The organism is Alteromonas sp. ABV2_168 (assembly GCF_056161165.1).
Map to the genome: position 1 here is coordinate 354,451 of NZ_JBSWYQ010000003.1, position 25,448 is coordinate 379,898.

Genomic DNA, 25,448 nt, shown 5'->3' on the forward strand with positions numbered 1-25,448 from the left:
GCCCTGCCCAGTTACACCCACCTTTGGGAAGGTGGAAGAATCAATGGGCTCGAAGGGGTCCGGTCATTGATTTTAATTAGATTTCCGGCTGTTCCGGTAATCTGTAACGAAGAATTTTTCGGGTGATTTTGAAATGAAAACTTTTGTTGCTAAACCAGAAACGGTACAACGTGACTGGTACGTGGTAGATGCCACTGACAAAACTTTAGGTCGTCTTGCGACTGAAATTGCACGCCGTCTGCGTGGTAAGCATAAAGCTGAGTACACTCCTCACGTTGATACTGGCGATTACATCGTTGTTATCAATGCAGAGAAAGTGACTGTAACCGGTAATAAAGCGAAGGGCAAAATGTACTACGCGCACACTGGTTACCCTGGTGGTCTGAAAGAGACAAACTTTGAAAAGCTGATCGCTCACAAGCCAGAAATGGTTATTGAGAAAGCAGTTAAAGGAATGTTACCAAAAGGCCCTCTGGGTCGTGAAATGTTCCGTAAAATGAAAGTTTACGCTGGTGCAGAACACAAGCACGCAGCTCAGCAACCACAAGTTTTGGACATCTAAGGAGCATTTGACATGGCAGATACTCAATACTACGGCACAGGCCGCCGCAAAAGTTCTACTGCTCGTGTGTTCCTGCGTCCGGGTACAGGCAGCATCGTAGTTAACCAACGCGCGCTGGATACGTACTTTGGTCGTGAGACTGAGTGCATGGTTGTTCGTCAGCCTCTTGAGCTGGTAGAAATGACTGAGAAGTTTGACGTTTACGTTACTGTAAAAGGTGGCGGTTCAAACGGTCAGGCTGGTGCAATTCGTCACGGTTTGACTCGTGCTCTGATGGAGTATGATGAAGCGTTACGTCCTGCACTGCGCAAAGCTGGCTTTGTTACTCGTGACGCTCGTCGCGTTGAACGTAAGAAAGTTGGTCTGCACAAAGCACGTAAGAAGCCACAGTTCTCCAAGCGTTAATTCGCTTACTACTGTTATCAAAAACCCGGTCATCGACCGGGTTTTTTTATGCCTGTATTTTATTTACTGATAAGTTTGTCCGGTGTTTCTGCTGCACGCTGAAACACCGGAAATACTCTGATTGGTCGCGTTAATCGCGGTAATTCAGCGCTGGCTTTCGATCACCCAGCAGAGCTTCATATTCCACGTCTGATGCACGACGGTCGAATTCTGCTTTTGCTTCTTCAATGACCGCAGGTTGTTCGAATAATTTTATCGCAGTGAGAGCCAGTGTGCTGGCCGCAAGCGTCATACCTTTCTTACCGATGGACATGCCTCCGGCAGCAACCGCCTGCCAGCTGTGGGGTGGTGTACCCGGAACCCAGGTTGCTGCACGCAATCCGGCTGTAGGTACCTGCCAGCTTACATCACCCACATCTGTTGATGCAGACCAGACTGGGATATCCTCTGAAAACTCAGCAACCTCACTTTGCTGGCCTTTCGCTTTCATGGCCGGTTTACCCAGTGACGGACGAATTTTATCAGCGAAGTTTTCTTCTTCAGCGCTGTAACTGATCCCGCCGAATGCGTGCATGCTGTTATCCATCTGGCGGGCCAGCGTCAGATTAGGCAGAATGTTCCATGTGCCGCCAACGACTTCCTCTTCCATTTCTGTTTCCGTTCCCAGTGCTGCGGCTTCTGCTATTTTTTCCAGACGTTTCCATAAAGACAGCACCACTTCAGGTTCAGGGGAGCGCACATAGTAATAGACTTCAGCAAAATCGGGCACGATGTTCGGAGCGGCACCACCATTTGTGATCACGTAGTGGATGCGGGTGCGGTCAGGTACATGTTCACGCATCATGTTCACCATCATATTCATTGCTTCTACTGCATCCAGCGCGGAGCGACCCCGTTCCGGCGCAGCCGCAGCGTGAGCCGCAATACCACGGAAGCGGAACTTTGCACTCTTGTTGGCAAGAGTGGAAGAAGCTTCGGCAGAGTTTCCGTCTCCCGGATGCCAGTGAAGTGCCACATCTACATCATCAAACAAACCTTCACGTGCCATATACACCTTTCCGGAACCACCTTCTTCCGCAGGCGTACCATACACGCGGATTTGGCCAGCGCTACCGGTGGCTTCCAGCCAGTCCTTTACAACCAGCGCAGCTCCCACCGAACCACCGGCAAACAGGTGGTGGCCGCAGGCATGACCGTTGTGCATGCCGCTTTGTGGTTTTTTCTCAGGAATCGCCTGTTGAGACAGTCCGGGCAGAGCATCCATTTCTGCCAGCATGCCGATGACCGGACCATCGCGACCCCAGGTGGCTACGAAAGCGGTAGGCATACCAGCCACACCGGCTTCAACGTTAAAGCCGTGCTCACGGAGGACAGTCTGCATTAAAGCTGAGCTTTGTGTTTCTTTATAGCCAACTTCGGCCCAGTTCCACAACGAGTCTGAAATGTTCTCCATTTGAGATTGATGATCAGCAATGGCGTTTTTAACAAACGTTGTGTCATCTTGCGCAGCAAAAGTGAAGTATGTGCAAAAGGGCAGGGTAACCCAGAGAATTTTACTGAGTGTTCTCATGATATTAGTGACGCTCCTTGCTTTAATTAACCGGTTAATTGTGCATTTCGGGGCTAAGGTTTAATTATTATTAAATTCCCGCCGGAAAAACGGTTTTCCGGAACTGATAGACTATACTGAAGTCCGGCTGAAGATTTGACTCCTGTTCCGGCTTATTATTGAAATTGAACGGCAATCCGTTCGGGTTTCATCATTGTGTGACAATCACCATACATCATGTCACTACAATGATAATAACAGGACAGGAATCATTAAATTTTTAAAAGGTCTTTGATTAAGCGCAGGTTATCGTTTTTTAATCGTTGATAAAACCTTGTAACAATAAGGGCTTTTCACTTATCATCTTTGGTCGAAATAATTATAAAGCATCGTGACGCTCACAGCAGACGGGTGCTGACAGTGCAAATCAAGACAGGCCGACTGATACCGGTACGTAACTTTAATGTTAAAAAGTTGCTCCGGTATCAAAATCCAAATCTGGAGAATTGTGGATGAGTAACGTATCAGTAGATGCAAAAGACTCTGCACTCAACGGAAGCCAACCGGACAACACCCGCCGCCGTTTTTTAACGGTAGCAACTTCGGTGGTTGGTGCTGTTGGTGTTGCAGGTGCAGCGGTACCTTTTGTTACTTCCTGGAACCCGAGTGCGAAAGCCAAAGCCGCCGGCGCTGATGTTGAAGTGGACATCAGTGCGATTGAGCCGGGACAGTTAATTCGTGTTATGTGGCGAAGCAAACCGGTCTGGATTGTACGCCGTACCCCGGAAGTGCTGGAAGAACTGGCCACTCATGAAGAAAGTCTCCGCGACCCTGAGTCTGAAACAGAGCAGCAACCTGCATTTGCCAAAAATCGTTATCGTTCTCTGAAAGAGGAATACCTCATTCTGGTAGGTATCTGTACTCACCTTGGCTGCTCTCCGCAATACCTGAAAGATGGGGCTTTCGAAGAAGCCGTAGAGGGTGTACCCAGCGGATTTTTCTGTCCTTGTCACGGTTCCAAATTTGATATGGCCGGTCGTGTATTTCAGGGCGTACCTGCACCACTTAACCTGGTGGTTCCGCCTTATCAGTATGTTAACGACACCACCGTTATCATCGGTTCAGAAGCGGAGGCAGTTTAATTATGAATGCTTTTTTAAACTGGATTGAAGAACGTATCCCGATGATGCGTGTGGCGAATATGCACGCCATTCAATATCCCGCCCCCCGTAATATGAACTTCTGGTACGTGTTTGGTTTTCTGGCCACCATCGTGCTGGTCAACCAAATCGTAACCGGTATCTGGTTAACCATGAACTTTAACCCGACGGCGGAAGGGGCTTTCTTCTCCGTTGAGTACATCATGCGTGAAGTCGATTTCGGCTGGATCATCCGCTACATGCACAGTACCGGCGCGTCTGCGTTCTTTATTGTGGTGTATATGCACATGTTCCGCGGCATGATTTACGGCTCCTATCAGAAACCCCGGGAGTTGCTGTGGGTTTTCGGTATGTTTATCTACCTCGCGTTAATGGCTGAAGCCTTTATGGGCTACGTACTTCCCTGGGGACAAATGTCATACTGGGGAGCACAGGTTATCGTGTCTCTGTTCGGTGCGATTCCGGTGATTGGTCCTGACCTGGTCATCTGGATTCAGGGCGATTATGTTATTTCCGGTGCTACGCTGAACCGCTTCTTTGCCCTGCACGTTATCGCCCTGCCACTGGTTATCGTCATTCTTGTGTTCCTGCATATCATTGCATTGCACGAAGTGGGCTCTAATAACCCTGACGGCGTGGCCATCAAACACAAGAAGGGTTCTCTGCCTGAAAGTGAAAAGACGAAATACGAAATCCACGAGTACTACACCAGTAAATACGACATCGCTGATGATGTGGTGCCCTTCTTCCCGCACATCGTGCTTAAGGATTTAGTGGCGTTCAGTATCTTCCTTTTCGTATTCTGTTACATCATGTTCTTTGCGCCGGAAATGGGGGGCAAGTTCCTTGAACATCCAAACTTTGAAATTGCTAACCCGCTGAAGACGCCGGAGCATATTTTCCCTGTGTGGTACTTCACGCCTTTCTACGCCATCCTCAAAGCGGTACCGGATAAGCTGTTTGGTGTTATTGCTATGTTTGGTGCCATCGCGGCCCTGTTCGCACTGCCGTGGCTTGACCGTGGACGGGTGAAGTCATGGCGTTACCGCTGTGGCCTGCACAAAGTCAACTTGCTGCTTTTCGCTGCGGTATTCGTATTCCTGGGTTACCTGGGCGGTACACCACAGGAAAACTGGAAAATCATTGCTTCTCAGGTGGCTACCGTGTTGTATTTTGGTTTCTTCGTGGCACTGTTCTTATACAGCAAAAATGAAACAACGAAGCCTGTACCAGCGAGGATCCCGAAATGAGAAAACTAATGTTGTTACTGGCATTCCTCGTACCGGGTATGGCGATGGCTGCCAGCGGAAATGTCCATCTGGACAAAGCGCCAGTTGATTTAACCGATAAAGCGTCGTTACAGCGCGGTGCCAAAATCTTTATGAATTACTGCCTGGGTTGCCACTCTATGCAATACCAGCGCTATCAGCGTACCTTCACCGATTTAGGTATTCCTGATGAGATTGGTCAGGAAAACCTGCAATTTACCGGTGAGAAGGTGACGGATTACATCACCCGCTCAATGCCTGAAGAAGCTGCAGCTACCTGGTTTGGTGCGGCGCCGCCTGACCTGACGCTGGTGAACCGCGTGAGAGGCTCCGACTGGATTTATACTTACCTGCGCAGCTTTTATGTTGATGAAAGCCGTCCGTTTGGTGTGAACAATGTGGTATTCAAAGATGTAGGTATGCCACATGTCCTTCAGCCGCTTCAGGGCACACCCCGTTTAACCCATGAAGAAACCATGGTAGACGGTGAAATGAAAGAGCAGTTTGTGGGTATTAAAACCGATGGTGACGGTGCGCTGAGCACGGAAGAGTATGACCAGGCGATTGCTGACCTGGTTAACTTCCTGGCATACAGTGGCGAACCGTTCCGCCTGCAATCCGAAGCTATCGGAAAGTGGGTACTGGTGTTCATTATTGTGCTGTTCATCTTCGTTTTCTTACTGAAGAAAGAATACTGGAAGGAAGTGCACTAATTTCTGTTAATTTGTGTATAATACGCAAGGGGGCATTCCGCCCCCTTTTTTTAGCATTTGTTTCTGGTCGCTATACGGCCGGGCAAGGTAACACTCTCGACGGAGGAAAATGAATGGCCGTAGCCGCGAATAAGCGTTCAATCATGACGTTGTTCTCAGATACTATTGACATATATAGTCACCAGGTTCGTATTGTTTTGGCGGAAAAAGGTGTGGGTGTTGAAATTAGCTACACTGATCCAACTAACCTGCCTGAGGATCTGATTGATCTGAACCCCTACGGTACTGTGCCAACCCTCGTTGACAGAGAGTTAGTGTTATATAAATCCCATATCATCATGGAATACTTAGATGAGCGCTTCCCTCATCCTCCATTGATGCCGGTATACCCCGTTTCCCGTGGTCAGAGCCGCCTGATGATGCACCGCATCGAACAGGACTGGTATTCTCTGGCTGCACGTATTTTCCGTAATGAAGGTGATGTAGAAGCTGCCCGTAACGAATTACGTGAAGCGTTACTTTCATTAGGTCCTATTTTTGCTGAAATGCCATTCTTCATGAGCGAAGAATTCAGCCTGGTTGATTGCTACCTGGCACCGCTGCTGTGGCGTTTACCTGCGTTGGGGATCACTCTGACCGGTAATGGCAGTAAAGAAGTGAATGCATACATGAACCGCATTTTCTCCCGCAGTTCTTTCAAAGCTTCTCTGACTGATCAGGAACGCGAAATTCATAATCCGTTATGAGTAAAATGACATCCAATCAGCCGTATTTGCTGCGTGCATTTTACGAATGGATTGTAGACAACCAGTTAACGCCCTACATTGTGGTAGATGCCACGGTGGAGCGTGTTGATGTTCCGCAGGAATTCATTAAAGACGGCCAGATCGTGCTTAATGTTTCTCCCTCTGCGTGCGTTAACTTCTCGCTGGATCTGGACGCTATTTCGTTTCAGGCTCGTTTTGGTGGGCAACCCCGCCAGATCTATATGCCTTGTCATGCTGTATTGGCAATCTATGCCCGTGAGAATGGCGCAGGAACTGTTTTTGCTGTTGAAGATGAAATGCAGGCGCCTGAACAGTTGAGCGATGACGATACTGACACGCTGAACGGACCGTCTTCCGACGTTACCGATGGCGATTCTGAGAACGCGCCGGTGCCGCCGAAGAAAGGCAAACCTACGCTGAAAATCATTAAATAAAAAAATCCGGCCTGCGCGCCGGATTTTTTAATTCTTTTTAATACTGTTTCTTAAAAGTGCTGCTGTTGTGATCTGGCCGTGAGCAAACCGGGAGGATCCTGCGCCAGGATAAATGCTCCATACAACAACAGAGAGCTTTATCATGGCAAACAGAACCCTTCGCTACACAACCCTCTGCATGGCCACCCTGCCGGCATTTACTTTAAGCGCCGCTGAAGTAGAAATATCATTGGAAAACCTCACCCGGGGTATCGCATTCACACCTTTATTCATAGCAGCACACAGTAGCGACACCCATCTGTTCGTGACCGGTGAAACAGCAAGCACAGAATTGCAGGCTATGGCGGAAGGCGGTGATATCTCAGGGCTGGAAACAATGGCTGCCGGAGCATCTGCTGATATGGTCAGTAATCCCGCTGGCGGATTACTTATGCCGGCAATGACCACATCTGCCATGCTGACCACCACTGACGGCAATACCCAACTGAGTCTGGTAGCCATGTTGTTGCCCACCAATGATGGCTTTGTCGGTTTAGACAGCTGGACCATACCGGAAACTCCCGGCACCTACATGATTTACTTAAATGCCTATGATGCCGGTACCGAGGCCAATGATGAAGTTCGCGGGAGCGGCGTACCCGGTGAAGCAGGTATGCCGGTTCCTCCTCCTCTGGAAGCGTTAGTCGGTACGGACGGCACCGGGGTGAATGCCACTATCACCAATGCGACCGTTCATATCCATCCCGGCAATCTGGGAGACGATATGCTCAGCGGTGGTATGAGTGATGTTCAAAACACGGTACAGCGCTGGCTCAATCCCGTAGCCAGAGTGGTTGTTACGGTAAGTGAATAGGAGTGGATATGATGAATCAACGGATAATTCGCCTCAGCGCACTGACCGTCGCTTTATTCACCCTGGCGGCGTGTTCAGATGACGATGATGAAACCATCGTTGAACCCCCGGCACCTGAAATGCGGACTTATGAAATAACCGTAACCAATCTGACAGCTGCACAACCATTCTCGCCGGTCGCGGTGATTGCCAGTGACTCTGTGACTCTGTGGCAAACCGGCAGCGCTGCATCGGACGGGCTAGCCATGCTTGCTGAAGGAGGAGACAGCAGTGCACTGACAGCACAGGACGAGACGCTGGTTGCAGAAGCCGGTACTGAGCCATTGATGCCCGGAAGCAGCGAAACCTTTATGCTTACCATGGAAGCCAGTGATTCTGCTTTGTTGAGTGTGGTCACTATGCTGGTAAATACCAATGACGGATTCACAGGAATAACCGGGTTGGATTTATCTGCGCTGGTGACAAATGACACGCTTACCATGTTTCCCCATGTCTACGATGCGGGTACAGAAGAAAATACGGAGTCGGCGGGCACTATACCTGGTCCGGCAGATGGCGGGGAAGGTGTCAGCGACGGCAGAGAGGCCCTTGATGCTGTCACATTTCATGGCGGCGTTGTCAGTGCAGAGGGTGGACTGACAGACTCTGTTCTCGGTTCAGAACACCGTTTTGACAATCCGGTGATGAAATTAATTATCACCCGGATGGAATAAAATACAGGCACCTCCGGTCTGTTTCTATGCGAGTCATTGCATATGAAAACAGCCGGAGGGAAGATGATTTTGTTAACTCAGCATGATCAGGCTCAGTCACAGCGGATCCGCAAGTGTCTGGAGGCACTGGGACACCAGTGTGTGACAACGCTTAGCGACCCCTGTGAGGCAATCGCGGCAAATCAGTTTAGTCTGGTGGTTCTGGATATTGTATTGCCCGGCCGCTGCGGACTGGACGTCTGCCGTCAAATACGCCGGCAATACCCTCTGCTGCCTGTCATTATTGTTACCGCATCTCAAAGTGAAACTGACCATATCCTCGCGCTGGAACTCGGCGCCGACGATGTGGTGATGTTGTCGTGCCACGACAGGGTTTTACAGGCAAGAGTGAAAGTGCAGCTTCGCCGCTATCGTCCTGGACATGAGGAAACTACGCCGGGTTGCCATCTTTTGCAGTCTGGCAGGTTATCTCTGGACATCAGATCCCATCAGGCAAGGATCGGCGAAAGTACTCTGCCGCTTACCGCTACGGAATTTATGTTGCTTACGCATTTTGTCCGTCATCCCAATCAGGTATTCAGCCGTAATCAGCTACTGGAAACAGTGTGGGGTCATCAGCTCGACTGCTACGAACATACCGTGGTGTCACACATTAACCGGCTCCGAAGTAAGCTGGCTGCAGATAAGAGCGTGGCTGCTATGCTGGAAACCGTCAGGGGAGTGGGATACCGCTTTACGCCCCGGCCGCCGGTAAGTAGTCGCCGGCTGCATCATGTGCCGGCTGACAGATATCCGGCAGCCACATTTTAAGACGTGGCTGCCGGGGCGTGAATATGCTCAGGTTAAAAGCAGTGACGCAGTTCCCAGGAAGGCAAAGATACCCACTACATCGGTAATGGTTGTCAGAATAACGCTGCCGGCCAGGGCAGGGTCGATTTTCAGACGTTTCATGATCATGGGTAAGGTTGCACCGGATAGCGCAGCGGCAATCATATTGACGAGCATGGCGAAGGCGATAACGAGGCCAAGCATAAGATCCTGCTTCCACAGACCTATTACAGAAGCAATAAGTACTGCCCACATCACGCCGTTTAACAGGCCGATTGCCAGCTCTTTATTAACCAGCCACTTTGCGTTGCTGCCATTGACATGGCCCAGTGCCATACCACGGATAACCAGAGTGAGTGTCTGATTACCGGCTACACCACCCATGCTGGGAACGATGGTATTCAGGATAGCAAGCACGGCCATCTGGCTCAGTGTTGCTTCAAATAAGTCGCTGACCGCTGCGGCAAGGAGGGCGGTGACCAGATTCACAGCCAGCCATACGGAGCGGCGCTGGGTAGATTGTAACACCGGCGCGAAAGTATCTTCTTCATCATCCAGACCGGCCATACTCATCATCGAGTGCTCCGCATCCTCGCGGATAATGTCGACCACGTCATCAATGGTAATACGACCGGCAAGGCGGTTTTTTTCGTCCACAACAGGGGCTGACAACCAGTTGTAACGTTCAAACAGACTGGCAACCTCACCATCAGGCATATTAACAGGGATCGCTTCGGGATCATCATCCATCACCTCTGACACTTTATCGTCGGGATCCGCAGTCAGCAGGCGTGCTACCGGCACAATGCCAACCAGATTATCCGTGCGGTTGACCACGTAAAATGTATCCGTGTTTTCCGGTAGATCCCCTTTCAGTCTGAGATAGCGCAATACCACATCAACAGTTACGTCAGGACGCAACGTAATGGTGTCGGTGTTCATGATAAAACCGGCGGTTTCTTCACCGTAAGACAGTGCCTGTTCTGCCCGGTGTCTGTCCTGAGTATCCATGGACTGCAGAATGTCCTGCAATACTTCATCCGGCAGACTGCTTAAAGTTTCCGCCAGGTCATCGGTGTCCATTTCTTCAAGGGCATCAACAACCTTTTCGGGTACCATCTTGCTGATAATACCGTTACGTACATCTTCTGACAGTTCTTCTAAGATATCGCCGTGAAAATCGCCGTCTATGAGGTCCCAAAGTTCATCACGGGTTCGGGTCGGGCTGGACTCAAGAATCAGGGCAACATCGCTGGGTGGCAGCTCATGCAGCATTTTGCGCACAGAAACAAAACGGCCGTCATTTAACGCCGCATTAAGAGCCCATAGCTGGCTTTGTGCTGATTTGCTTTCGAGTGCTTCTGCCACGGAAATCCTTTGAGAAACAAACAGGGAGGTAAATAAAGAATACCTTACCCTCCGGAAACTGTCATCGGGAAAGCGGCGTATATCTGCCTGCGAATCGCCACAAACCGTCCGTTTGCGCAAATTGTGAGCATCGGGTCGATTTATTGCTGCTGCGCTTCGCTTTGCTCTCTGCGCATCTTTTCAAACAGGGAGGGTTCCCAGGGACGCATCGCCAGCAACATACCAATATGCGTTCGTTCTGAAACCGGTAAAGATGAGTCAGCATCGTTTAATTCTGCCGCTTCCGTTGACAGTTGCTTCAGGCGCTTTTCAATGATCCGGATGGATTCCTCTGAATAGCGGCCACGGATGTATAACCTGAACAGCCAGGGTTCACCCCGCTTCGGCGCCATGAACTTCACCATAACTTCCTGTTCCATAAACTGTGCTAACGGTCCTCCCGGGATCCAGCGGAAATTCTGGCCAATTCGCAGACGGTAGCGGTTGCCGGGTAAAAGTTCTATCAGCCTGAGTTTATCGAGCTTTGCCAGCAGCCTGACACCTTCCAAAGGGTCTATCGCATAATGCCCGGTGATATCGTCAAACTGCCATCCGTCCCTTACCAGCACGGCCATAAGCAAAAGCTTCGGGTTAGCCAGTAACTCTTTTTCCTGTTCTTCAGTTAACTGGGACAGGGCGGGCTGTTCCCGTTCGCTGAGTTGGAACAGTTCACTGAGGGTCAGGTCCATCACATCGCAAATTTGTGCCAGTCTCTCCAGAGTAAAGGCTTCCTGTGCAAAACATCTTTTAATGCTTGCCTCACTCAGGTCAAGGCGCTCCGCCAGAGATTTATAAGTAAAACCCCGCTGCTTCAAACAGCGCTTCAGGGTACCGATGAGTTGCTTAATCTGCTGCATAGTATTAATAAGTGATACTTTTGGTGTTGAAATAGTCTACATCAATTATTTGAGTTTATTAATGTTCTTCTCCGGACTACTGTGAATACACAGTCACTACTGAGGAACTGGAAATGAAACATGGATTGATATCAGGTTTAGCAATACTGACACTGAGTTGCGGCGTAATGGCCGACGATTCAATACAACACAGCGGTCAGGCAAGTAAACACAGTGTGCTTGCAGCAACGGAAAGTGTGCAAACAACAGCATCAGTGGCCAGCGCGGTATCGGTTGCACCGGTCGTGTTAAGTGTGGGAGTGGCAGTGATTGCGGCAGATTCAGCGCACTCCGTTCACCATAGCATTGAGAAAAGCAATAAACCTTTACCGGTGACAAAACGGGTGATTACTGCAGACCCGGCACCTAATGTGGTGATAAACCAGACTATCGTGACACAGGGGAAAGCTCAATGAGGTCCGCGATAGCAATGCTTGCATGTCTGGCGTTGCCTGTATTTGCCGGCAGTCAGGAAGAAGCACCCCGCCGGTATGCGCCGGAGGCGATTATAAAGTTTGCAAAGCAAACTGAGCATTACCTGGCTGAGCAGGGAGCCTATGCGGCCATTATTGCGCGGGTTGGACGGGCACCTGAAGACTTGCCTGAAGGTATTTCATTTACCCATACGGCAATTGCACTGTATTCCGATATTACGCTGGATGACGGCACGGTAGAGCAGGGGTATGCAATACACAATTTATATCAGCTGGCAGATAAGCCGGGTACAAGCGTACTGAAAACGGATTATCCGGTGGATTTCTTTTGGGGAGCAACGGAGTTAAAAACCGGCATAATTATTCCCGATTGGGAAGTGCAGCAGAAAATCGTTGCCTTGTATGCGCAGGACAAAGCGAAATTGCTGCACGAACCGGCCTATTCCGTTATTGCGAGTCCGTTTACGGAAGGAAAGCAAAATTGCACTGAGTACACCCTTGATGTGCTGAATGCTGCTATTTACGACACCACTGACAGTCATCGCCTTAAAAACAATACGCAGGCATGGTTTAAAGCACAGCCGGTGAAGGTTAACAAAATGAAGTTGCGGCTAGGCAGTTGGGTGAGCAGCGGCGTGTCGTTAAGCGACCATCCGGGCGCGATACAAACCGCTACGTTCACCACTATTGCTAATTATCTGGAAAACAATCAACTGGTGGCACATCAAACCGTGCTGTATGCCAGTCACTGATACAAAACGGAGATCATCATGAACGCAAATAAACCTACGAAAGCCTTTTTTATTGCTTCTGTTATTGCACTGCTGACAGGATTTGCCGCTTACATAACCGGACTCCTGAATGCCGATATGCCACTCAATGAAAAAGGCTACTACTTTGCTGTATTTCTGTTTGGACTGTTTGCTGCTGTGTCTGTTCAAAAAACAGTGCGGGACAAAATGGAAGGCATACAGACAACGAAAATATATCTGATGTTGTGCTGGTTTGGCCTTGGTGCTGCTATTGCACTGTTAGTGATTGGTCTGGTAAACGCCAACCTGTTGCTGAGTGAAAAAGGATTCTATGGAATGGCATTCGTCCTGAGTTTGTTTGCCGCGATAACGGTGCAAAAAAATGTCAGGGATAATACGGCAGCAGAATAAGGTGTGAGGTTGAAGGCTCAGCTCGCAGGATCCGGGTCTTTAACATAGCCAGACAGGACGTGATTGAATTTATCGATGAAGCCCGGGTCCACAGATTGTTTACTGAACATGAAGTGGACGTCCTGCACGTTCACGGGATTATCACTGATTTCCAGTTCGAGATGCAGCAGTTCAGCATTAAAGCTAATCACTCTGATATCGTCCAGCACCAAATCGACACGGCCTCTGTTCAGAAACTGTAACCGCCGGTTAATGGAATCCAGATGAATAAGCTGCGCGCTGTACTGCTCAGTGACTGTTTCATTAAACCAGTCGCCATACCATCCGCCGGTATTTAACGCCAGGGTTTTGCCTTCCCTTAGTAAGGTTTCAAGAGATTTGCCGGCATATTCGTCATGATGGGAAGGATGAAAGGCAAAGCTGATGGTTTCTTTGCGGTAAGGAACAGAAAAATAGTTTTTCAGTGCTCTCGCCGGTGTGAAAGCTGCACCTGTAACTACATCAATTTGCCCCAGTTCTATTTGCTGAGTGACCCGTCTTTCAGGCAGGATCTGGCTTTCCAGTGCATAATCCAGCTTGCCTAAAACCGACTTCAACAATTGGTAGTCTTCACCGGCCGGCTCATTATTGTCTGTTATGTACAGATAAGGAGGCCAGGCCGTACCACCGGTTATCAGACTTTTTCTGTGCTCAGCACACCATACTGAGCTTTGAGAAGCCATCACTGTCAAAAAGATGATTAAACTGATGAAACGTTTCAACGGGATTGCCTTTAAGCCTTCGCCGGCACTGCACACTCAGTGGTGTGCCGGCGCTATTCATCTTCGTTAAATCTGCCTGCAATTAATGCCTCGACGGCATCCATTGCAGCTTCAGCATCCGGACCTTCAGAGATCACAGTAACCTGTTCCCCCTGATGACTTTCCATCATCATCAGTCCCAGCACACTATTGGCATTAGCCTGCTTATCGCCTTTTTGTAAAATAACTTCGGCATCAAACTGATTCGCCAGTTGCACCAACTGCGTTGCAGCTCTGGCATGCAGGCCCAGTTTATTAACAATAGTCAGAGATTTCTCTATGCGCATTATTTACTTTGCTCCCTGTGGCGGATCTGGACATCAGGATGAGATTCCCGGAAGTTTTTCGCCAGTGATTCCGCTACATAAACTGAACGGTGCTGTCCGCCTGTACATCCGATAGCGACTGTCACATAACTGCGGTTGTTCCGTTCAAGGTGTGGCAACCAGGTCGTGATGAGGTTCTGAATCTGCCAGATAAATTTGGTCACTATAGGCTGGGAACTGAGGAAAACCTGAACCGGTGTATCCAGGCCTGTCAGGTGTTTTAAATCCGGCTCCCAGTGAGGGTTTGGCAGAAAACGGGCGTCAAACACATAGTCTGCATCTTTGGGAATACCGTGTTTAAAGCCGAATGATTCAAATACCAGAACAAGTCGTGAGCTTTTCTTACCGAGGATACGCTCGCGGATTAATTCTGCCAGCTGGTGGATGCTCAGAGAGTCGGTATCAATATTCAAATCCGCTCTTTCCGCTACAGGCGCCAGCAGTTCACGTTCTGTCTGGATGGCATCTGACAATGACTTATTCAGTTTGGCCAGCGGATGTAACCGCCGGGTTTCGCTGAACCGGCGCACCAGCATATCGTCACTTGCGTCAATATATACGATGGTGACAGTCCATGACTCCGGCAGGTAGTCGAGAATTTCAACCAGCTCAGAAGGCTCTTTAGGCAAGTTTCTGACATCAATACTCACAGCTACCTGCTCGTATTCATCGGCGACAGTGTGTGTCAGGGCTGGTAACAGATTAACCGGAATATTATCGACGCAGTAGTACCCCAGATCCTCAAGGGCACGAAGTGCTACTGATTTTCCTGAACCGGAACGTCCGCTGATGATGATTAACTTCACGCCGTTTCTCCTGAAGTCACGTGTTGTCGGTGCGTATTACACTAAGTTACTGTAATGCGCGAATAATATCATCACTTGTCTGAGCTTTGCGGATAGTTTTTATGGTTTCTTTATCGCTGAGTTTTCCGGCAACCATGGCCAGAGTTTGTAAATGTCCTTCGGTTTGTTCCTGAGGGACAAGCAGAGTAAAGAAAATATCCACAGGTTTGTTGTCGATAGCATCAAAATCGATGGCGGGTGTGCTGGTAACTACGATGGCGATGACATTTTCCAGTCCGGCCAGGCGACCGTGGGGGAGGGCAATGCCGTTACCTATACCTGTGCTGCCCATTCGCTCACGGGCCAGCAGGCTACTTAACACGGTGGCTTCATCAACATCGGGGTTATTTTTAGCTGCAATCCCGCTGATGATTTCGAGAATGCGTTTTTTGCTATTGCACTGGACCGCACACTCGGTGCGGTCCAGGCTGACTATGGCTTGTATATCCATGAATTCAATTAGTGCTTTTTAAGCTTTTCCTTGTGTTTCAGGACCTGCCTGTCGAGCTTATCGACCATGCTGTCAATGGCAGCATACATGTCCTGATTTTCGGAAGAGGCGAAGACTTCCGCGCCGCTAAGATGAACCGTTGCTTCTGCTTTTTGGCTAAGCTTTTCAACATTTAAAATAACGTGCACATTTGATATGTGGTCAAAATGACGTTCCAGTTTGCTGAACTTAGTATCGACATAATTACGCAAAGAATCAGTGATCTCAATGTGATGACCAGAAAGGTTGATTTGCATATTTCGTCTTCCTTATTTTGAGCAGCCTTAAGTTAGATAAGGCTTTTGCGTTGGTTAGACGGCGGGATCGACAAGGATTCCCGGTACTTTGCTATTGTTCGCCGGGCAACCATAATGCCTTGATCGGCCAACAACGAAGCAATCTTGCTGTCACTCAGTGGCTTGCTTGGCTTTTCAGCGGCAACCAGCTTTTTAATCAGGGCGCGAATCGCTGTAGATGAACACTCACCACCTGATTCAGTGGCAACGTGGCTGGAGAAGAAATACTTCAACTCGAAAATACCACGGGGCGTGTGCATGTACTTCTGCGTTGTTACCCTGGAAATAGTAGATTCGTGCATATCTACCATTTCTGCGACATCATTCAGCACCATTGGTTTCATCATTTCAGGGCCATGCTCAAAAAAGCCCATCTGTTGCTGAACAATACAATTTGCTACTTTCAGCAGCGTATCGTTCCGGCTCTCAAGGCTCTTAATAAACCATTTTGCTTCCTGCATGTGAGAGCGGATAAATTGTGAATCACTGCTGTTTCTTGCTTTACGGCTCATTGCAGCATACTGCTGATTAACACTGAGCTTAGGCAGGCTGTCGGGGTTTAATTCTACAACCCAACGGCCATTTTTCTTCGCAACCGATACATCCGGAATGACATATTCGGGTTCTTTCGTAATTAATGCACTGCCCGGACGGGGATTAAGCGTTTGCAGCAAACGCATCGCTTCCCGTAACTGATCTTCTTTCAGGCGGGTTTTACGCATTAACGTACGGTAATCTTTACTGCCTAACAGATCGGAATGCTCTCTGAGCAGTAGTTTGGCTTCTTCCAGCCACGGTGTTTCCGGTGCAAATTGCGCCAGCTGAACTAACAAGCACTCCTGCGGTGTGCGGGAGCCGGAACCGAGAGGATCAAATAGCTGAATACGTTTAAGTACGCACTCAACCTCATCTTCTTCTACGGGCTCTTCCATATCTTCACTGTTTACGCTTTGCAGAATGTCGTCAACGGTAACCGTTAGATAGCCGGACTCATCAATGGAATCGATGATCGCCAGCGCGATGGCGCGGTCTGTGTCAGAAAAAGGTGTCAGACGCATTTGCCACAGCAGATGGTCCTGAATATTTTCGGTGGTTTCACCCTGAAAGATTTGTTCATCATCACCCCCGGAAGGGCCGGGCGCGGGGGCAGAAGACGCAGAAATGTACTCATCCCAGGTACTGTCGATGGGCAGCTCATCCGGTAAATCATTCTTTTCCAGTGCTTCACCGGTATCCATGCTGTCAGAAGATGAGGCTGTTGCAGACTCTTGCATGCTGTCATCATTGTCGATGTTATTTTTCTCAATTACATCGTTGTCGGAGCTGTCGTCGACTTCCAGCAAAGGATTAGAATCGAGAGCTTCCTGAATTTCTTGTTGTAAGTCCAGCGTAGACAACTGCAATAGCTTGATCGCCTGCTGAAGCTGAGGCGTCATTGTTAGTTGTTGGCTAAATTTTAACTGTAAAGATGGTTTCATCTACGTCTTATATAAACTCTAAAAAGGACATCCGGTTGTAGCGGTGTGAGTGCCGGTGGCGAAATCTCCGCTAAATGCTCATCCCGATATCTTAACTATAGCCTGAATTGCTCACCAAGGTATACATCACGAACTTTTTGATTACTTAATACCTGTTCTGCGGTGCCCTGAGCAATCAGTTCTCCATGACTGACGATATAGGCCTCTTCACACACATCAAGGGTTTCCCTGACATTGTGGTCGGTGATGAGGATACCGATACCTCTGTCCCGTAAGTGCTGAATGATCTTCTTTATATCATTAACCGAAATCGGGTCAACTCCGGCGAAGGGTTCATCGAGCAAAATAAATTGCGGATTGGCTGCCAGTGCGCGGGCAATTTCAACCCGGCGGCGTTCGCCACCCGACAAACTCATACCTGTACTATTACGTATATGATTAATATTAAATTCATCAAGTAGTGCATCCGCTTCCTGTTCACGTTGATGACTTTTTAAGTCTTTACGCGTCTGTAATATCGCCATGATGTTTTCATGTACGGTCAGCTTGCGGAAAATGGATGCCTCCTGGGGTAAATAGCCAATTCCCCGGCGGGCACGTTCGTGCATTGGCTGGTGCGTCAGCTCCTGCTCATCAATGAGGATTTTGCCTTTGTCCAGCGGCACAAGACCGACAATCATGTAAAACGTTGTGGTTTTACCTGCACCGTTAGGACCCAGCAGACCTACTATCTGTCCGGTAGAAACCGATAAACTAACGTCACGGACGACCTGGCGTGATTTATACGACTTTGCCAGGTGAGTCGCACTCAGGGTTGCCATGTAACTCAGTTACCCTCGTTTTCGTTGCTGTCTGAAGTCTTGTTCTCTTCCTTCAGCTCTTTAACTGTGTCAGGACGGAAAACCGTGGTTACCCGGCCGTTGCTGTTACTTTCACCGCCGGTTGCCAGAAGTTGCTCTTTTGACATGTCATAGGTGATGCTATCTCCCTGGACCATGCTGGTATCTTGCTGGATTTTCGCATCACCTTGCAAGGAAATAAGTTGTTTGGCTACTTCGTAGCGAATTTCATTTGCGCTGGCTTTTACTTTTGCGCCGTCATCCAGCGTTTGAGAATAAGTGGCTGGTTTTCCGCGGGCAATAAAAACCTCTTTCCCTTCGCCTTCACTGGCGATGGCTTCAACTTCATCTGCGGCAATGATGAGTGAACCCTGGGTAATCTTCACATCGTCTTTAAAAACCGATTTCTTCTTTTTACCGTCAATAAACTGTGACTTAGCATCCACGGTAATAGGCTTTTCAAAATCACCGGAGCCGGCCATTGCCTCACCGGCAGCAGCAAGCAGCGCTATTGCTGCGAAAAGGCTAACTGCCCGGGGAATAAATTGTCTGCACATGATCAATTAACTCATATTGTTGGGTACGCAGGTTTGCATTGAAACCGTTACTTTTAATGATGGTCTGTACACCGCGTATATCTACCGGCTGGTCTGAAGTCATGGTTTTGTCATCCAGATTCACCTTAATAAAATTGGTTGTGATGGTCTGGATAAACTCTTCAGGGTTCAGGCTTTTTATCAGCACATTGTCTTCCAGCTGGATCAGGTCATCGTTGTAGAGTGTGCCTTCATCAGCGGTGACTTGCCATGGGGCCTCGTCATCATTCACATAGACAGTGTATTTGGGTTGGTCGAATAACACAAAGCCTAGTTGGTCGTAATGCTCCATAGAGGCGGCAAAGACTTCGTGGTTGAGTTTGCCTTCTTCGTTATACAGCGTAGTTGTCAAATTCTTTGCTTTATAGGCAGGGCGTAAGGCGTCTGCACCGGCTTTTTTCGCCGGAGCCTGCTCTTCTGCCATCCAGACCGGAAGGTACATCAGCAGCGCCATAACAAACAGCGCAGAAATACTGATCCCTAAACGGTTCATACGCTGGCCCCGTGTATGGTGTCCAGCGTGCCGAGCGCCTGTAAAATCACATCACAGACTTCCCGTACTGCGCCGAATCCACCATTTTTTGTGGTGATCCAGTTCGCTTCGCGGGTGACGGCCGGATGGGCATCTTTCACCGCAATTTTTGTTTCGGCAAACCGGTACATGCCAAGATCCGGCATATCATCACCGATGGCTGCGACCTCTGATGGCGCCAGATTCAACTTTTCGCACAACTGAGCCATAGCCGTGGCTTTATCTTCCTGACCCTGAATAATGTGCTTCACATTCAGGGCGGTCATGCGATTCTTTACAATGGCCGAGTCGCGGCCGGTAATGACAGCAACGTCCACACCACTGTTTATTAATGCCTTAACGCCATAGCCATCGCGGGTGTGAAAGGCTTTTAACTCTTCACCATTGTTGCCAAGATAAATTCTGCCGTCAGAAAATACGCCGTCGATATCACAAACGAGCAGTTTCAGCCCTTTGAGTTTTTCAAACCGCTCTTCACTGATCACACCGTAAAAAGTGACTTCATGTCCCATCAGAGAACTCCTGCTTTAAGCAACATATGCATGTTGAATGCGCCCACGGGGTGATCATTTTCATCCACCACCATCAGCGCACTGATCTTGTGTTTTTCCATTAAATTTAACGCTTCCACTGCCAGTGTACCGGAGCGGGTAGTTTTCCCGCCGCGGGTCATAACATTGGCTACCGGAGTGGTATGAATGTCGGTTCTGGCGTCCAGAATTCGTCTCAGATCGCCGTCGGTAAAAATACCGCCGAGTTTGCCGCTGTCATCTGTAATACCTGTCATTCCCAGACCTTTAGAAGATATTTCCAGCAGAGCCTGTGAAATGGTCGCGGCAGACGATACAAGAGGAAGAGCGTCGCCGGTCAGCATGATATCGCCCACTTTGAGTAACAGTTTCCGGCCCAGACTGCCGCCCGGGTGAGAGAGGGCGAAATCATCTGACGTAAATCCTTTAGCATCCAGCAGTGCAATGGCCAGCGCGTCACCCATTACCAGCGTTGCCGTAGTACTTGAGGTCGGTGCAAGCCCCAGCGAACAGGCTTCTTTTTCCACACTGATGTTGAGTACCACATCGGCATGCTGGCCGAGGGTGCTTGATTCGCTGTTCGTCATCGCGATGACAGGCACAGACAGCCGCTTGACCACGGGAAGCAGGTTCACCAGTTCGCCGGTTTCTCCGGAATTTGAAATGGCCAGCAATATGTCTGTCTGGCTAAGCATGCCGAGATCGCCATGATTGGCTTCGCCCGGGTGCATGAAAAAAGCCGGTGTGCCTGTACTGGCAAGTGTCGCAGCAATTTTACGCCCGATGTGGCCGGATTTCCCCATGCCGCATACGACTACTTTGCCTTTGCATTCAGACAACAAGGTGCAGGCTTGCTCAAATTTATTGTCCAGCCGGGATGCCAGCGCACTTACAGCGCTGGTTTCAATTTCTATGACCCGTCTGGCTGACGCGATATACGGTGAATTACTCATTTAACCAAATAACCAGAATTGATACGCCACAAAGCATAGTACAAAGATGCCACCTTCCAGGCGGCCTAACTGGCGCTTGCCGATAAAATTAAAGCTCAGGAAAAATAATAACACTGTGAGACCAAACATCACCCACATGTCTCTGTTATACACATTCTCATCCAGTAGCCCGGGAGCAATGAGTCCCGGCATACCCAATACCGCCAGCAGATTAAAGATATTCGAACCGATAACATTTCCCAGTGCCAGGTCGCTTTCACCTTTCAGTACACCGGCCACACTGGCGGCCAGCTCCGGTAAGCTGGTGCCCAGCGCTATGATTGTCAGGCCGATCATCAGGTCGGACACACCGAAAAAATGGGCGATATCTACTGCCGCATTCACCATAAAATGGGCGCTGAGTGGCAGTAACACAATACCCACGCCAACCCACAACACTGCAGAACCGGTATTTACACCGTCAGGGATTTCTCCGTCGGTTTCTTTCACCAGCGGATCTTCCTTATCTACCTGTAACGATATCCAGGCCATACCTGCGAGTACAAATACAAACAGGCCGAGGAGAATCATGCCTTCCAGATGAGCCAGTTTGCCGTTATTAAGAAAGAACATGGCAAGCACGGTTACACCAAGCAGAACCGGGAATTCACGTTTTAATGTAGAGGAAGAGACGACGAGCGGTTTTACCAGGGCCGTGATACCCAGCACGAGGGCAACATTAGTAATATTTGAGCCCAGCGCATTACCTACCGCTGTGTTCATATTGCCATTTGAGGAGGCGATAGCCGATACAACAATTTCCGGTGCTGATGACCCCATAGCGACAATGGTTAAACCAATCATCATGGGGGAGATTCCGATATTTTTCGCCAGTGCGGAAGCGCCATAAACGAAGCGGTCGGCACTCCAGCTAAGTACAGCAAGACCCAGCAGGAAAATACAGATAGAAAGTATCACAAGTTACCATTCGTCCTTTGTTTTTTCGGATTGTCGCAAAAAGTACAGCATTTGCATACGGTTTAGATAGAATACCTGCTAATACGGTTGCAACTGGTTATAAGTGCAACAGTTGCTGTTGCTTTTCCGCTATCTGCAAGCATATTTCTGCTCTGTATCAACAACATCAATGTGATAAATCATCCGGATTGTCAAAAACTGTCAGCATGATGACAAAAGTGTAATCGCGCTGTGACGGGTTTTTTTACGTACAAAAGAGAGTGGTCAGTCTTGAGGCTGGCTCTGATGGCATGATTCTCGCTGGCTAACTTGCCGGAACCGGAGAAATTTGTGCAGACAGTGGCAATAAAAGCAAGCGTAAAGTTTTCGAAAAATGCGAACACACCTTGTAACTTTTTCGTTTTGGCGGCTGTCCTCAAATGAAGATACAATGGTGTATGTAAAATCGGGTAGTAGCATTTTCTGCTACTGCCGGCAAAGAACATAAAGGGAAGGCGCGTCTTCAAGAATATGGGAAATTTAGTGGAAATAGACAACATGACATTCCGGCGCGGATCCCGCGTTATCTATGACGGAGTGTCGATTGTTGTTCCCAAAGGCAAGATTACAGCGGTAATGGGCCCGAGCGGAATCGGCAAAACAACGTTGCTGAAATTGATTGGCGGGCAGCTCCCGCCGGATGAAGGCGATATCCGCTTCGATGGCGACAGTATTGTTTCTATGAGTCGCAGCGAGTTATACAAAACCCGTCGTCGCATGAGCATGTTGTTTCAGAGCGGAGCGCTTTTTACTGACATGACGGTACGCGACAACGTAGCGTTTCCGCTCAGAGAACATACAAAACTCAGCGATGATATTATCAACACCATTGTCGCACTTAAGCTACAGGCTGTAGGGTTACGTGGTGCGGCAGATATGATGCCCAGTGAACTGTCCGGTGGTATGGCCAGACGTGCTGCATTGGCCCGTTCTATTTCTCTGGATCCGGATCTCATCATGTATGACGAGCCGTTCGCTGGCCAGGACCCCATCTCCATGGGGGTGCTGGTGAAATTGATTCGTGAACTGAATGATGCCCTTGATGTCACCAGTATCGTAGTGACACACGATGTCACGGAAGTGCTTACCATTGCTGATTACATATACATCCTGGCGGATAAGCGCATTATCGGTCAGGGCACTGCCGAAGAAATTCAAAACAGCGATTCTGCGCTGGTTCAGCAGTTTCTGAATGGTGAAGCCGATGGACCGGTGCCATTTCACTATCCGGCGAAAGACTTATCCGACAGTTTGTTCGGGGGTAAGTCATGAAGTTTCTTCAACAAACCGGCGCTGCAACCATTGCCAAAGTCGCTGCAATTGGCCGTGCAGGCATCATGCTTTCCGGTGCCTTATTTGCAGCTCCCAAAGTTAAGAATATCTCACTGACCATTCGTCAGCTTTATGTTGTAGGTGTGCAATCACTGCTGATTATTCTGGTATCAGGCCTGTTCATTGGCATGGTAATGGCTTTGCAGGGCTATACCATTCTGGTGGGCTATGGAGCTGAAGGCAGCCTGGGGCCCATGGTCGCACTGTCATTGTTACGGGAACTGGGACCGGTGGTCACCGCATTACTATTTGCCGGTCGTGCAGGTTCTGCATTAACCGCCGAAATCGGGTTAATGAAAGCCACAGAGCAATTATCCAGTCTGGAAATGATGGCGGTGGATCCTCTTCGCAGAGTGGTTGCTCCCCGTTTCTGGGCCGGCATGATCGCTATGCCGTCACTGGCAATGATATTCAGTGCGGTTGGTATCCTGGGTGGTCACCTGGTTGGTGTCGACTGGCTGGGTGTTGATGGCGGTAGTTACTGGTCGTTGATGCAATCAACGGTTGAATGGCAAAAAGATGTGGTCAACGGCGTCATAAAAAGCCTCGTGTTTGCCCTGGTTGTGACCTGGATTGCCATATTTAAAGGATATGATTCGGTTCCGACCTCAGAAGGCATCAGTAAAGCCACGACGGAAACCGTTGTTTTTTCATCATTAGCTGTATTGGGGTTGGACTTCGTACTCACTGCCCTGATGTTCGGAATTGAGTAGAGGATAGAAATGAATAAGTACAAAACGGAAGTGATGGTTGGTGTATTTGTGGTGCTGACTATTGCAGCCACCTTATTGCTGGCTTTGAAAGTGGCAAACCAGACCATGACCAACGCAGGCGACACGTATAACCTCTACGCCAAATTCGACAACATTGGCGGCCTGAAAGTGCGCTCTGCGGTAAAAGTGGGCGGTGTGACAATTGGTCGTGTAACAGATATTCATCTGGATAAAGAAGACTACACGCCGGTTGTGACGCTGAGCATTTCTACCAGTTACGAAGGATTTCCTGATACCAGTTCGGTATCCATACTGACATCCGGCCTGCTGGGTGAGCAATACGTCGGATTTCAGCCCGGTTTTTCCTTCGACGGGGTTGAAGAGCTGAAAGACGGTGACTATTTACAAGACACCAAGTCTGCGCTGGTGCTTGAGGATCTGATTGGTCAGTTCCTGTTCAACCGCGGCGGCAGCAGCGACAGTAACGAATAATTGAAACAAATTCCGTGATGCGGGGGTCTGATTCCTTAAGGCTACCGCACCACAACAAGGACACAATTTTAGGAGATTAAGTGTTGAAAAAGCTTTTATTGATTGCCGGCTTACTGGTTGCAAGTGTAACTGGCGGGGTGCAGGCCCAGGAAGTTAACGAACAAAACCCGTACGCACTGGTTAAAGAAGCCGGTCAGAAAACCTTTGATCGCATCAAAGCCAGTCAGGCGCAGATCGAGAAAGATCCTGAAGAACTGCGCACCATCATGAAAGAAGAGCTGTTGCCTCATATCGATTATCAGTTCGCGGCTTTTAAAGTGCTGGGTAAATACTTCAAGTCAGTACCCAAAGATAAATTATCAGAATACGTTCAGGTATTCAGACAGTACCTTATCACGACTTATGCGGTAGCAATGGGTTACTACGATAATCAGAAAGTGACTTTCGAGCCTGAAGGAGACTTTTCAGATAAGAAGTCTGTGACTGTACGTGCTGTCGTTCAGGATCCCGGTCGCCCGGACATTAAAGTGGCATTCCAGGTTCGTAAGGACAGCCGGACTAATGAATGGAAAGCCTATGACATGGTCGCTGAAGGCATCAGCCTGCTGGACAGCAAGCGCAGTGAATTCGAACCTATTCTGCGTCAGGAAGGCATTGATGCCGTGCTGAAATTAATGCGCGAGAAAATTGAACAGCCTGTGGGCGAGCAAGTTAAGCAGGCACAAGATAAGGATGCTGCGTGAGTCTTTTTCAGCTAGGTGAAAATGGTATTGTGCATATTCACGGTCACCTCGACCGTGATACACTCGCTAAAAATTGGTGGGACATGTTAAGTTCCACCGAAAAATCCGCTCTGGCAAAGCAGGGGCGCTGCATACTCGATTTAGGGGATGTAGAGCGAATCGACAGTGCCGGTCTCGCCTGGTTGATCAACGCTGTGCGTGACGGCAAAGGCAATCACGTAGATGTATTACTGGCACAGGTGCCGGAGAAACTACTGAAACTGGCTAAAATCAGCGACGTCGACACCCTGTTGCCCGTAGAATAATACGTTTCCAAATCTAAGAGTTAGCAGACC

At 49.0% G+C, this 25,448-nt stretch carries 33 protein-coding genes; 18 read left to right on the forward strand and 15 right to left on the reverse strand.

The window, feature by feature from the left end; all coding sequences use genetic code 11:
• Positions 1-133: 133 nt before the first annotated feature.
• Both rplM and rpsI read left to right on the forward strand, forming a co-directional pair.
• Complete coding sequence (gene rplM / locus ACXAH4_RS07095; RefSeq protein WP_070123948.1) at positions 134-562, forward strand: 50S ribosomal protein L13; 429 nt, start codon at positions 134-136, stop codon at positions 560-562.
• A 12-nt stretch (positions 563-574) separates the two neighbouring features.
• Complete coding sequence (rpsI, locus tag ACXAH4_RS07100) at positions 575-967, forward strand: 30S ribosomal protein S9 (protein ID WP_119500166.1); 393 nt, start codon at positions 575-577, stop codon at positions 965-967.
• A 130-nt stretch (positions 968-1,097) separates the two neighbouring features.
• Here rpsI and ACXAH4_RS07105 read toward each other — a convergent pair whose 3' ends face one another.
• Positions 1,098-2,537 (reverse strand): amidohydrolase, encoded by a 1,440-nt coding sequence (locus ACXAH4_RS07105; protein ID WP_474881279.1) that lies wholly within the window; start codon positions 2,535-2,537, stop codon positions 1,098-1,100.
• Positions 2,538-3,028: 491 nt separating this feature from the next.
• On the opposite strand from ACXAH4_RS07105, the gene petA reads away from it, so the two are divergent.
• The 8 genes from petA to ACXAH4_RS07145 all read left to right on the forward strand — a co-directional run bounded on the left by petA (position 3,029) and on the right by ACXAH4_RS07145 (position 9,234).
• Positions 3,029-3,658, forward strand: a complete 630-nt coding sequence (gene petA, locus ACXAH4_RS07110; protein WP_474881281.1) for a ubiquinol-cytochrome c reductase iron-sulfur subunit — start codon at positions 3,029-3,031, stop codon at positions 3,656-3,658.
• A 2-nt stretch (positions 3,659-3,660) separates the two neighbouring features.
• Positions 3,661-4,926, forward strand: a complete 1,266-nt coding sequence (locus tag ACXAH4_RS07115; protein WP_119500169.1) for a cytochrome b — start codon at positions 3,661-3,663, stop codon at positions 4,924-4,926.
• Positions 4,923-5,657, forward strand: a complete 735-nt coding sequence (locus tag ACXAH4_RS07120) for a cytochrome c1 (RefSeq protein WP_349584366.1) — start codon at positions 4,923-4,925, stop codon at positions 5,655-5,657. Before ACXAH4_RS07115 ends, ACXAH4_RS07120 begins: the two co-directional genes overlap by 4 nt.
• A 113-nt stretch (positions 5,658-5,770) precedes the next feature.
• Positions 5,771-6,403, forward strand: a complete 633-nt coding sequence (sspA, locus tag ACXAH4_RS07125; RefSeq protein ID WP_119500171.1) for a stringent starvation protein SspA — start codon at positions 5,771-5,773, stop codon at positions 6,401-6,403.
• Positions 6,400-6,858, forward strand: a complete 459-nt coding sequence (locus ACXAH4_RS07130) for a ClpXP protease specificity-enhancing factor (RefSeq protein ID WP_474852421.1) — start codon at positions 6,400-6,402, stop codon at positions 6,856-6,858. The genes sspA and ACXAH4_RS07130 overlap by 4 nt, the downstream gene beginning before the upstream one ends.
• A 178-nt stretch (positions 6,859-7,036) precedes the next feature.
• Positions 7,037-7,711 (forward strand): spondin domain-containing protein, encoded by a 675-nt coding sequence (locus tag ACXAH4_RS07135; protein WP_474845354.1) that lies wholly within the window; start codon positions 7,037-7,039, stop codon positions 7,709-7,711.
• A gap of 8 nt (positions 7,712-7,719) precedes the next feature.
• Positions 7,720-8,424 carry a spondin domain-containing protein gene (locus tag ACXAH4_RS07140; protein WP_474844928.1) on the forward strand — a complete coding sequence of 235 codons (705 nt, stop codon included), beginning with the start codon at positions 7,720-7,722 and terminating at the stop codon, positions 8,422-8,424.
• 63 nt (positions 8,425-8,487) lie between these two features.
• Positions 8,488-9,234: a response regulator transcription factor gene (locus ACXAH4_RS07145; protein WP_474844927.1), complete on the forward strand. Its 747-nt coding sequence runs from the start codon at positions 8,488-8,490 to the stop codon at positions 9,232-9,234.
• 27 nt (positions 9,235-9,261) lie between these two features.
• Here the strand turns inward: ACXAH4_RS07145 and mgtE are convergent, their stop codons facing one another.
• Both mgtE and ACXAH4_RS07155 read right to left on the reverse strand, forming a co-directional pair.
• The gene (gene mgtE / locus ACXAH4_RS07150) at positions 9,262-10,620 is read right to left on the reverse strand and encodes a magnesium transporter (RefSeq protein WP_303573685.1); all 1,359 of its coding nucleotides are present in this window, start codon (positions 10,618-10,620) and stop codon (positions 9,262-9,264) included.
• Positions 10,621-10,760: 140 nt separating this feature from the next.
• Positions 10,761-11,516 (reverse strand): helix-turn-helix domain-containing protein, encoded by a 756-nt coding sequence (locus tag ACXAH4_RS07155; protein ID WP_474844926.1) that lies wholly within the window; start codon positions 11,514-11,516, stop codon positions 10,761-10,763.
• Between the two features lie 113 nt (positions 11,517-11,629).
• Between ACXAH4_RS07155 and ACXAH4_RS07160 the strand changes: the two genes are divergently transcribed.
• Genes ACXAH4_RS07160 through yiaA form a run of 3 tightly spaced genes read left to right on the forward strand, consistent with a single transcriptional unit; the run spans position 11,630 to position 13,152 of the window.
• Positions 11,630-11,971 carry a hypothetical protein gene (locus ACXAH4_RS07160; protein WP_303573682.1) on the forward strand — a complete coding sequence of 114 codons (342 nt, stop codon included), beginning with the start codon at positions 11,630-11,632 and terminating at the stop codon, positions 11,969-11,971.
• A complete protein-coding gene (locus ACXAH4_RS07165; protein ID WP_474844925.1) occupies positions 11,968-12,741 on the forward strand; it encodes a DUF2145 domain-containing protein in 774 nt (257 codons plus the stop codon). Before ACXAH4_RS07160 ends, ACXAH4_RS07165 begins: the two co-directional genes overlap by 4 nt.
• A gap of 18 nt (positions 12,742-12,759) precedes the next feature.
• The gene (gene yiaA, locus ACXAH4_RS07170) at positions 12,760-13,152 is read left to right on the forward strand and encodes an inner membrane protein YiaA (protein WP_303573680.1); all 393 of its coding nucleotides are present in this window, start codon (positions 12,760-12,762) and stop codon (positions 13,150-13,152) included.
• Between the two features lie 17 nt (positions 13,153-13,169).
• Here yiaA and ACXAH4_RS07175 read toward each other — a convergent pair whose 3' ends face one another.
• The 12 genes from ACXAH4_RS07175 to ACXAH4_RS07230 all read right to left on the reverse strand — a co-directional run bounded on the left by ACXAH4_RS07175 (position 13,170) and on the right by ACXAH4_RS07230 (position 21,794).
• Positions 13,170-13,913 (reverse strand): substrate-binding periplasmic protein, encoded by a 744-nt coding sequence (locus ACXAH4_RS07175; protein ID WP_474844924.1) that lies wholly within the window; start codon positions 13,911-13,913, stop codon positions 13,170-13,172.
• A 53-nt stretch (positions 13,914-13,966) separates the two neighbouring features.
• Positions 13,967-14,239 carry an HPr family phosphocarrier protein gene (locus ACXAH4_RS07180; RefSeq protein WP_119500180.1) on the reverse strand — a complete coding sequence of 91 codons (273 nt, stop codon included), beginning with the start codon at positions 14,237-14,239 and terminating at the stop codon, positions 13,967-13,969.
• The gene (gene rapZ / locus ACXAH4_RS07185) at positions 14,239-15,084 is read right to left on the reverse strand and encodes an RNase adapter RapZ (protein WP_474844923.1); all 846 of its coding nucleotides are present in this window, start codon (positions 15,082-15,084) and stop codon (positions 14,239-14,241) included. Before rapZ ends, ACXAH4_RS07180 begins: the two co-directional genes overlap by 1 nt.
• Positions 15,085-15,130: 46 nt before the next feature.
• Entirely contained in the window at positions 15,131-15,574 is a 444-nt protein-coding gene (gene ptsN, locus ACXAH4_RS07190; RefSeq protein WP_474844922.1) for a PTS IIA-like nitrogen regulatory protein PtsN, read from the reverse strand.
• A gap of 8 nt (positions 15,575-15,582) precedes the next feature.
• Positions 15,583-15,870 (reverse strand): ribosome hibernation promoting factor, encoded by a 288-nt coding sequence (gene hpf / locus ACXAH4_RS07195; protein ID WP_119500183.1) that lies wholly within the window; start codon positions 15,868-15,870, stop codon positions 15,583-15,585.
• 32 nt (positions 15,871-15,902) lie between these two features.
• The gene (locus tag ACXAH4_RS07200) at positions 15,903-17,387 is read right to left on the reverse strand and encodes an RNA polymerase factor sigma-54 (RefSeq protein WP_474852425.1); all 1,485 of its coding nucleotides are present in this window, start codon (positions 17,385-17,387) and stop codon (positions 15,903-15,905) included.
• A 95-nt stretch (positions 17,388-17,482) separates the two neighbouring features.
• Positions 17,483-18,208, reverse strand: coding sequence for an LPS export ABC transporter ATP-binding protein (lptB, locus tag ACXAH4_RS07205; RefSeq protein ID WP_119500185.1), 726 nt, complete (start codon positions 18,206-18,208; stop codon positions 17,483-17,485).
• 5 nt (positions 18,209-18,213) lie between these two features.
• Positions 18,214-18,783, reverse strand: coding sequence for a lipopolysaccharide transport periplasmic protein LptA (gene lptA / locus ACXAH4_RS07210; protein WP_474844920.1), 570 nt, complete (start codon positions 18,781-18,783; stop codon positions 18,214-18,216).
• The gene (lptC, locus tag ACXAH4_RS07215) at positions 18,752-19,315 is read right to left on the reverse strand and encodes an LPS export ABC transporter periplasmic protein LptC (protein WP_119500187.1); all 564 of its coding nucleotides are present in this window, start codon (positions 19,313-19,315) and stop codon (positions 18,752-18,754) included. The genes lptA and lptC overlap by 32 nt, the downstream gene beginning before the upstream one ends.
• Positions 19,312-19,866, reverse strand: coding sequence for a 3-deoxy-manno-octulosonate-8-phosphatase KdsC (kdsC, locus tag ACXAH4_RS07220; protein WP_474844919.1), 555 nt, complete (start codon positions 19,864-19,866; stop codon positions 19,312-19,314). The genes lptC and kdsC overlap by 4 nt, the downstream gene beginning before the upstream one ends.
• Entirely contained in the window at positions 19,866-20,837 is a 972-nt protein-coding gene (locus ACXAH4_RS07225; protein ID WP_474881283.1) for a KpsF/GutQ family sugar-phosphate isomerase, read from the reverse strand. The genes kdsC and ACXAH4_RS07225 overlap by 1 nt, the downstream gene beginning before the upstream one ends.
• A complete protein-coding gene (locus ACXAH4_RS07230) occupies positions 20,838-21,794 on the reverse strand; it encodes a calcium/sodium antiporter (RefSeq protein ID WP_474881284.1) in 957 nt (318 codons plus the stop codon). It lies immediately after the preceding gene.
• Between the two features lie 510 nt (positions 21,795-22,304).
• Here ACXAH4_RS07230 and ACXAH4_RS07235 point away from each other — a divergent pair.
• From ACXAH4_RS07235 to ACXAH4_RS07255, 5 genes are all read left to right on the forward strand, one after another.
• Positions 22,305-23,105 (forward strand): ATP-binding cassette domain-containing protein, encoded by an 801-nt coding sequence (locus ACXAH4_RS07235; RefSeq protein WP_474881286.1) that lies wholly within the window; start codon positions 22,305-22,307, stop codon positions 23,103-23,105.
• Complete coding sequence (mlaE, locus tag ACXAH4_RS07240) at positions 23,102-23,878, forward strand: lipid asymmetry maintenance ABC transporter permease subunit MlaE (protein ID WP_119500193.1); 777 nt, start codon at positions 23,102-23,104, stop codon at positions 23,876-23,878. Before ACXAH4_RS07235 ends, mlaE begins: the two co-directional genes overlap by 4 nt.
• Positions 23,879-23,887: 9 nt before the next feature.
• Complete coding sequence (gene mlaD, locus ACXAH4_RS07245; protein ID WP_119500194.1) at positions 23,888-24,370, forward strand: outer membrane lipid asymmetry maintenance protein MlaD; 483 nt, start codon at positions 23,888-23,890, stop codon at positions 24,368-24,370.
• 83 nt (positions 24,371-24,453) lie between these two features.
• A complete protein-coding gene (locus ACXAH4_RS07250; protein ID WP_119503297.1) occupies positions 24,454-25,113 on the forward strand; it encodes an MlaC/ttg2D family ABC transporter substrate-binding protein in 660 nt (219 codons plus the stop codon).
• Positions 25,110-25,418 carry an STAS domain-containing protein gene (locus ACXAH4_RS07255; protein WP_474844916.1) on the forward strand — a complete coding sequence of 103 codons (309 nt, stop codon included), beginning with the start codon at positions 25,110-25,112 and terminating at the stop codon, positions 25,416-25,418. The genes ACXAH4_RS07250 and ACXAH4_RS07255 overlap by 4 nt, the downstream gene beginning before the upstream one ends.
• Positions 25,419-25,448: the final 30 nt, after the last annotated feature.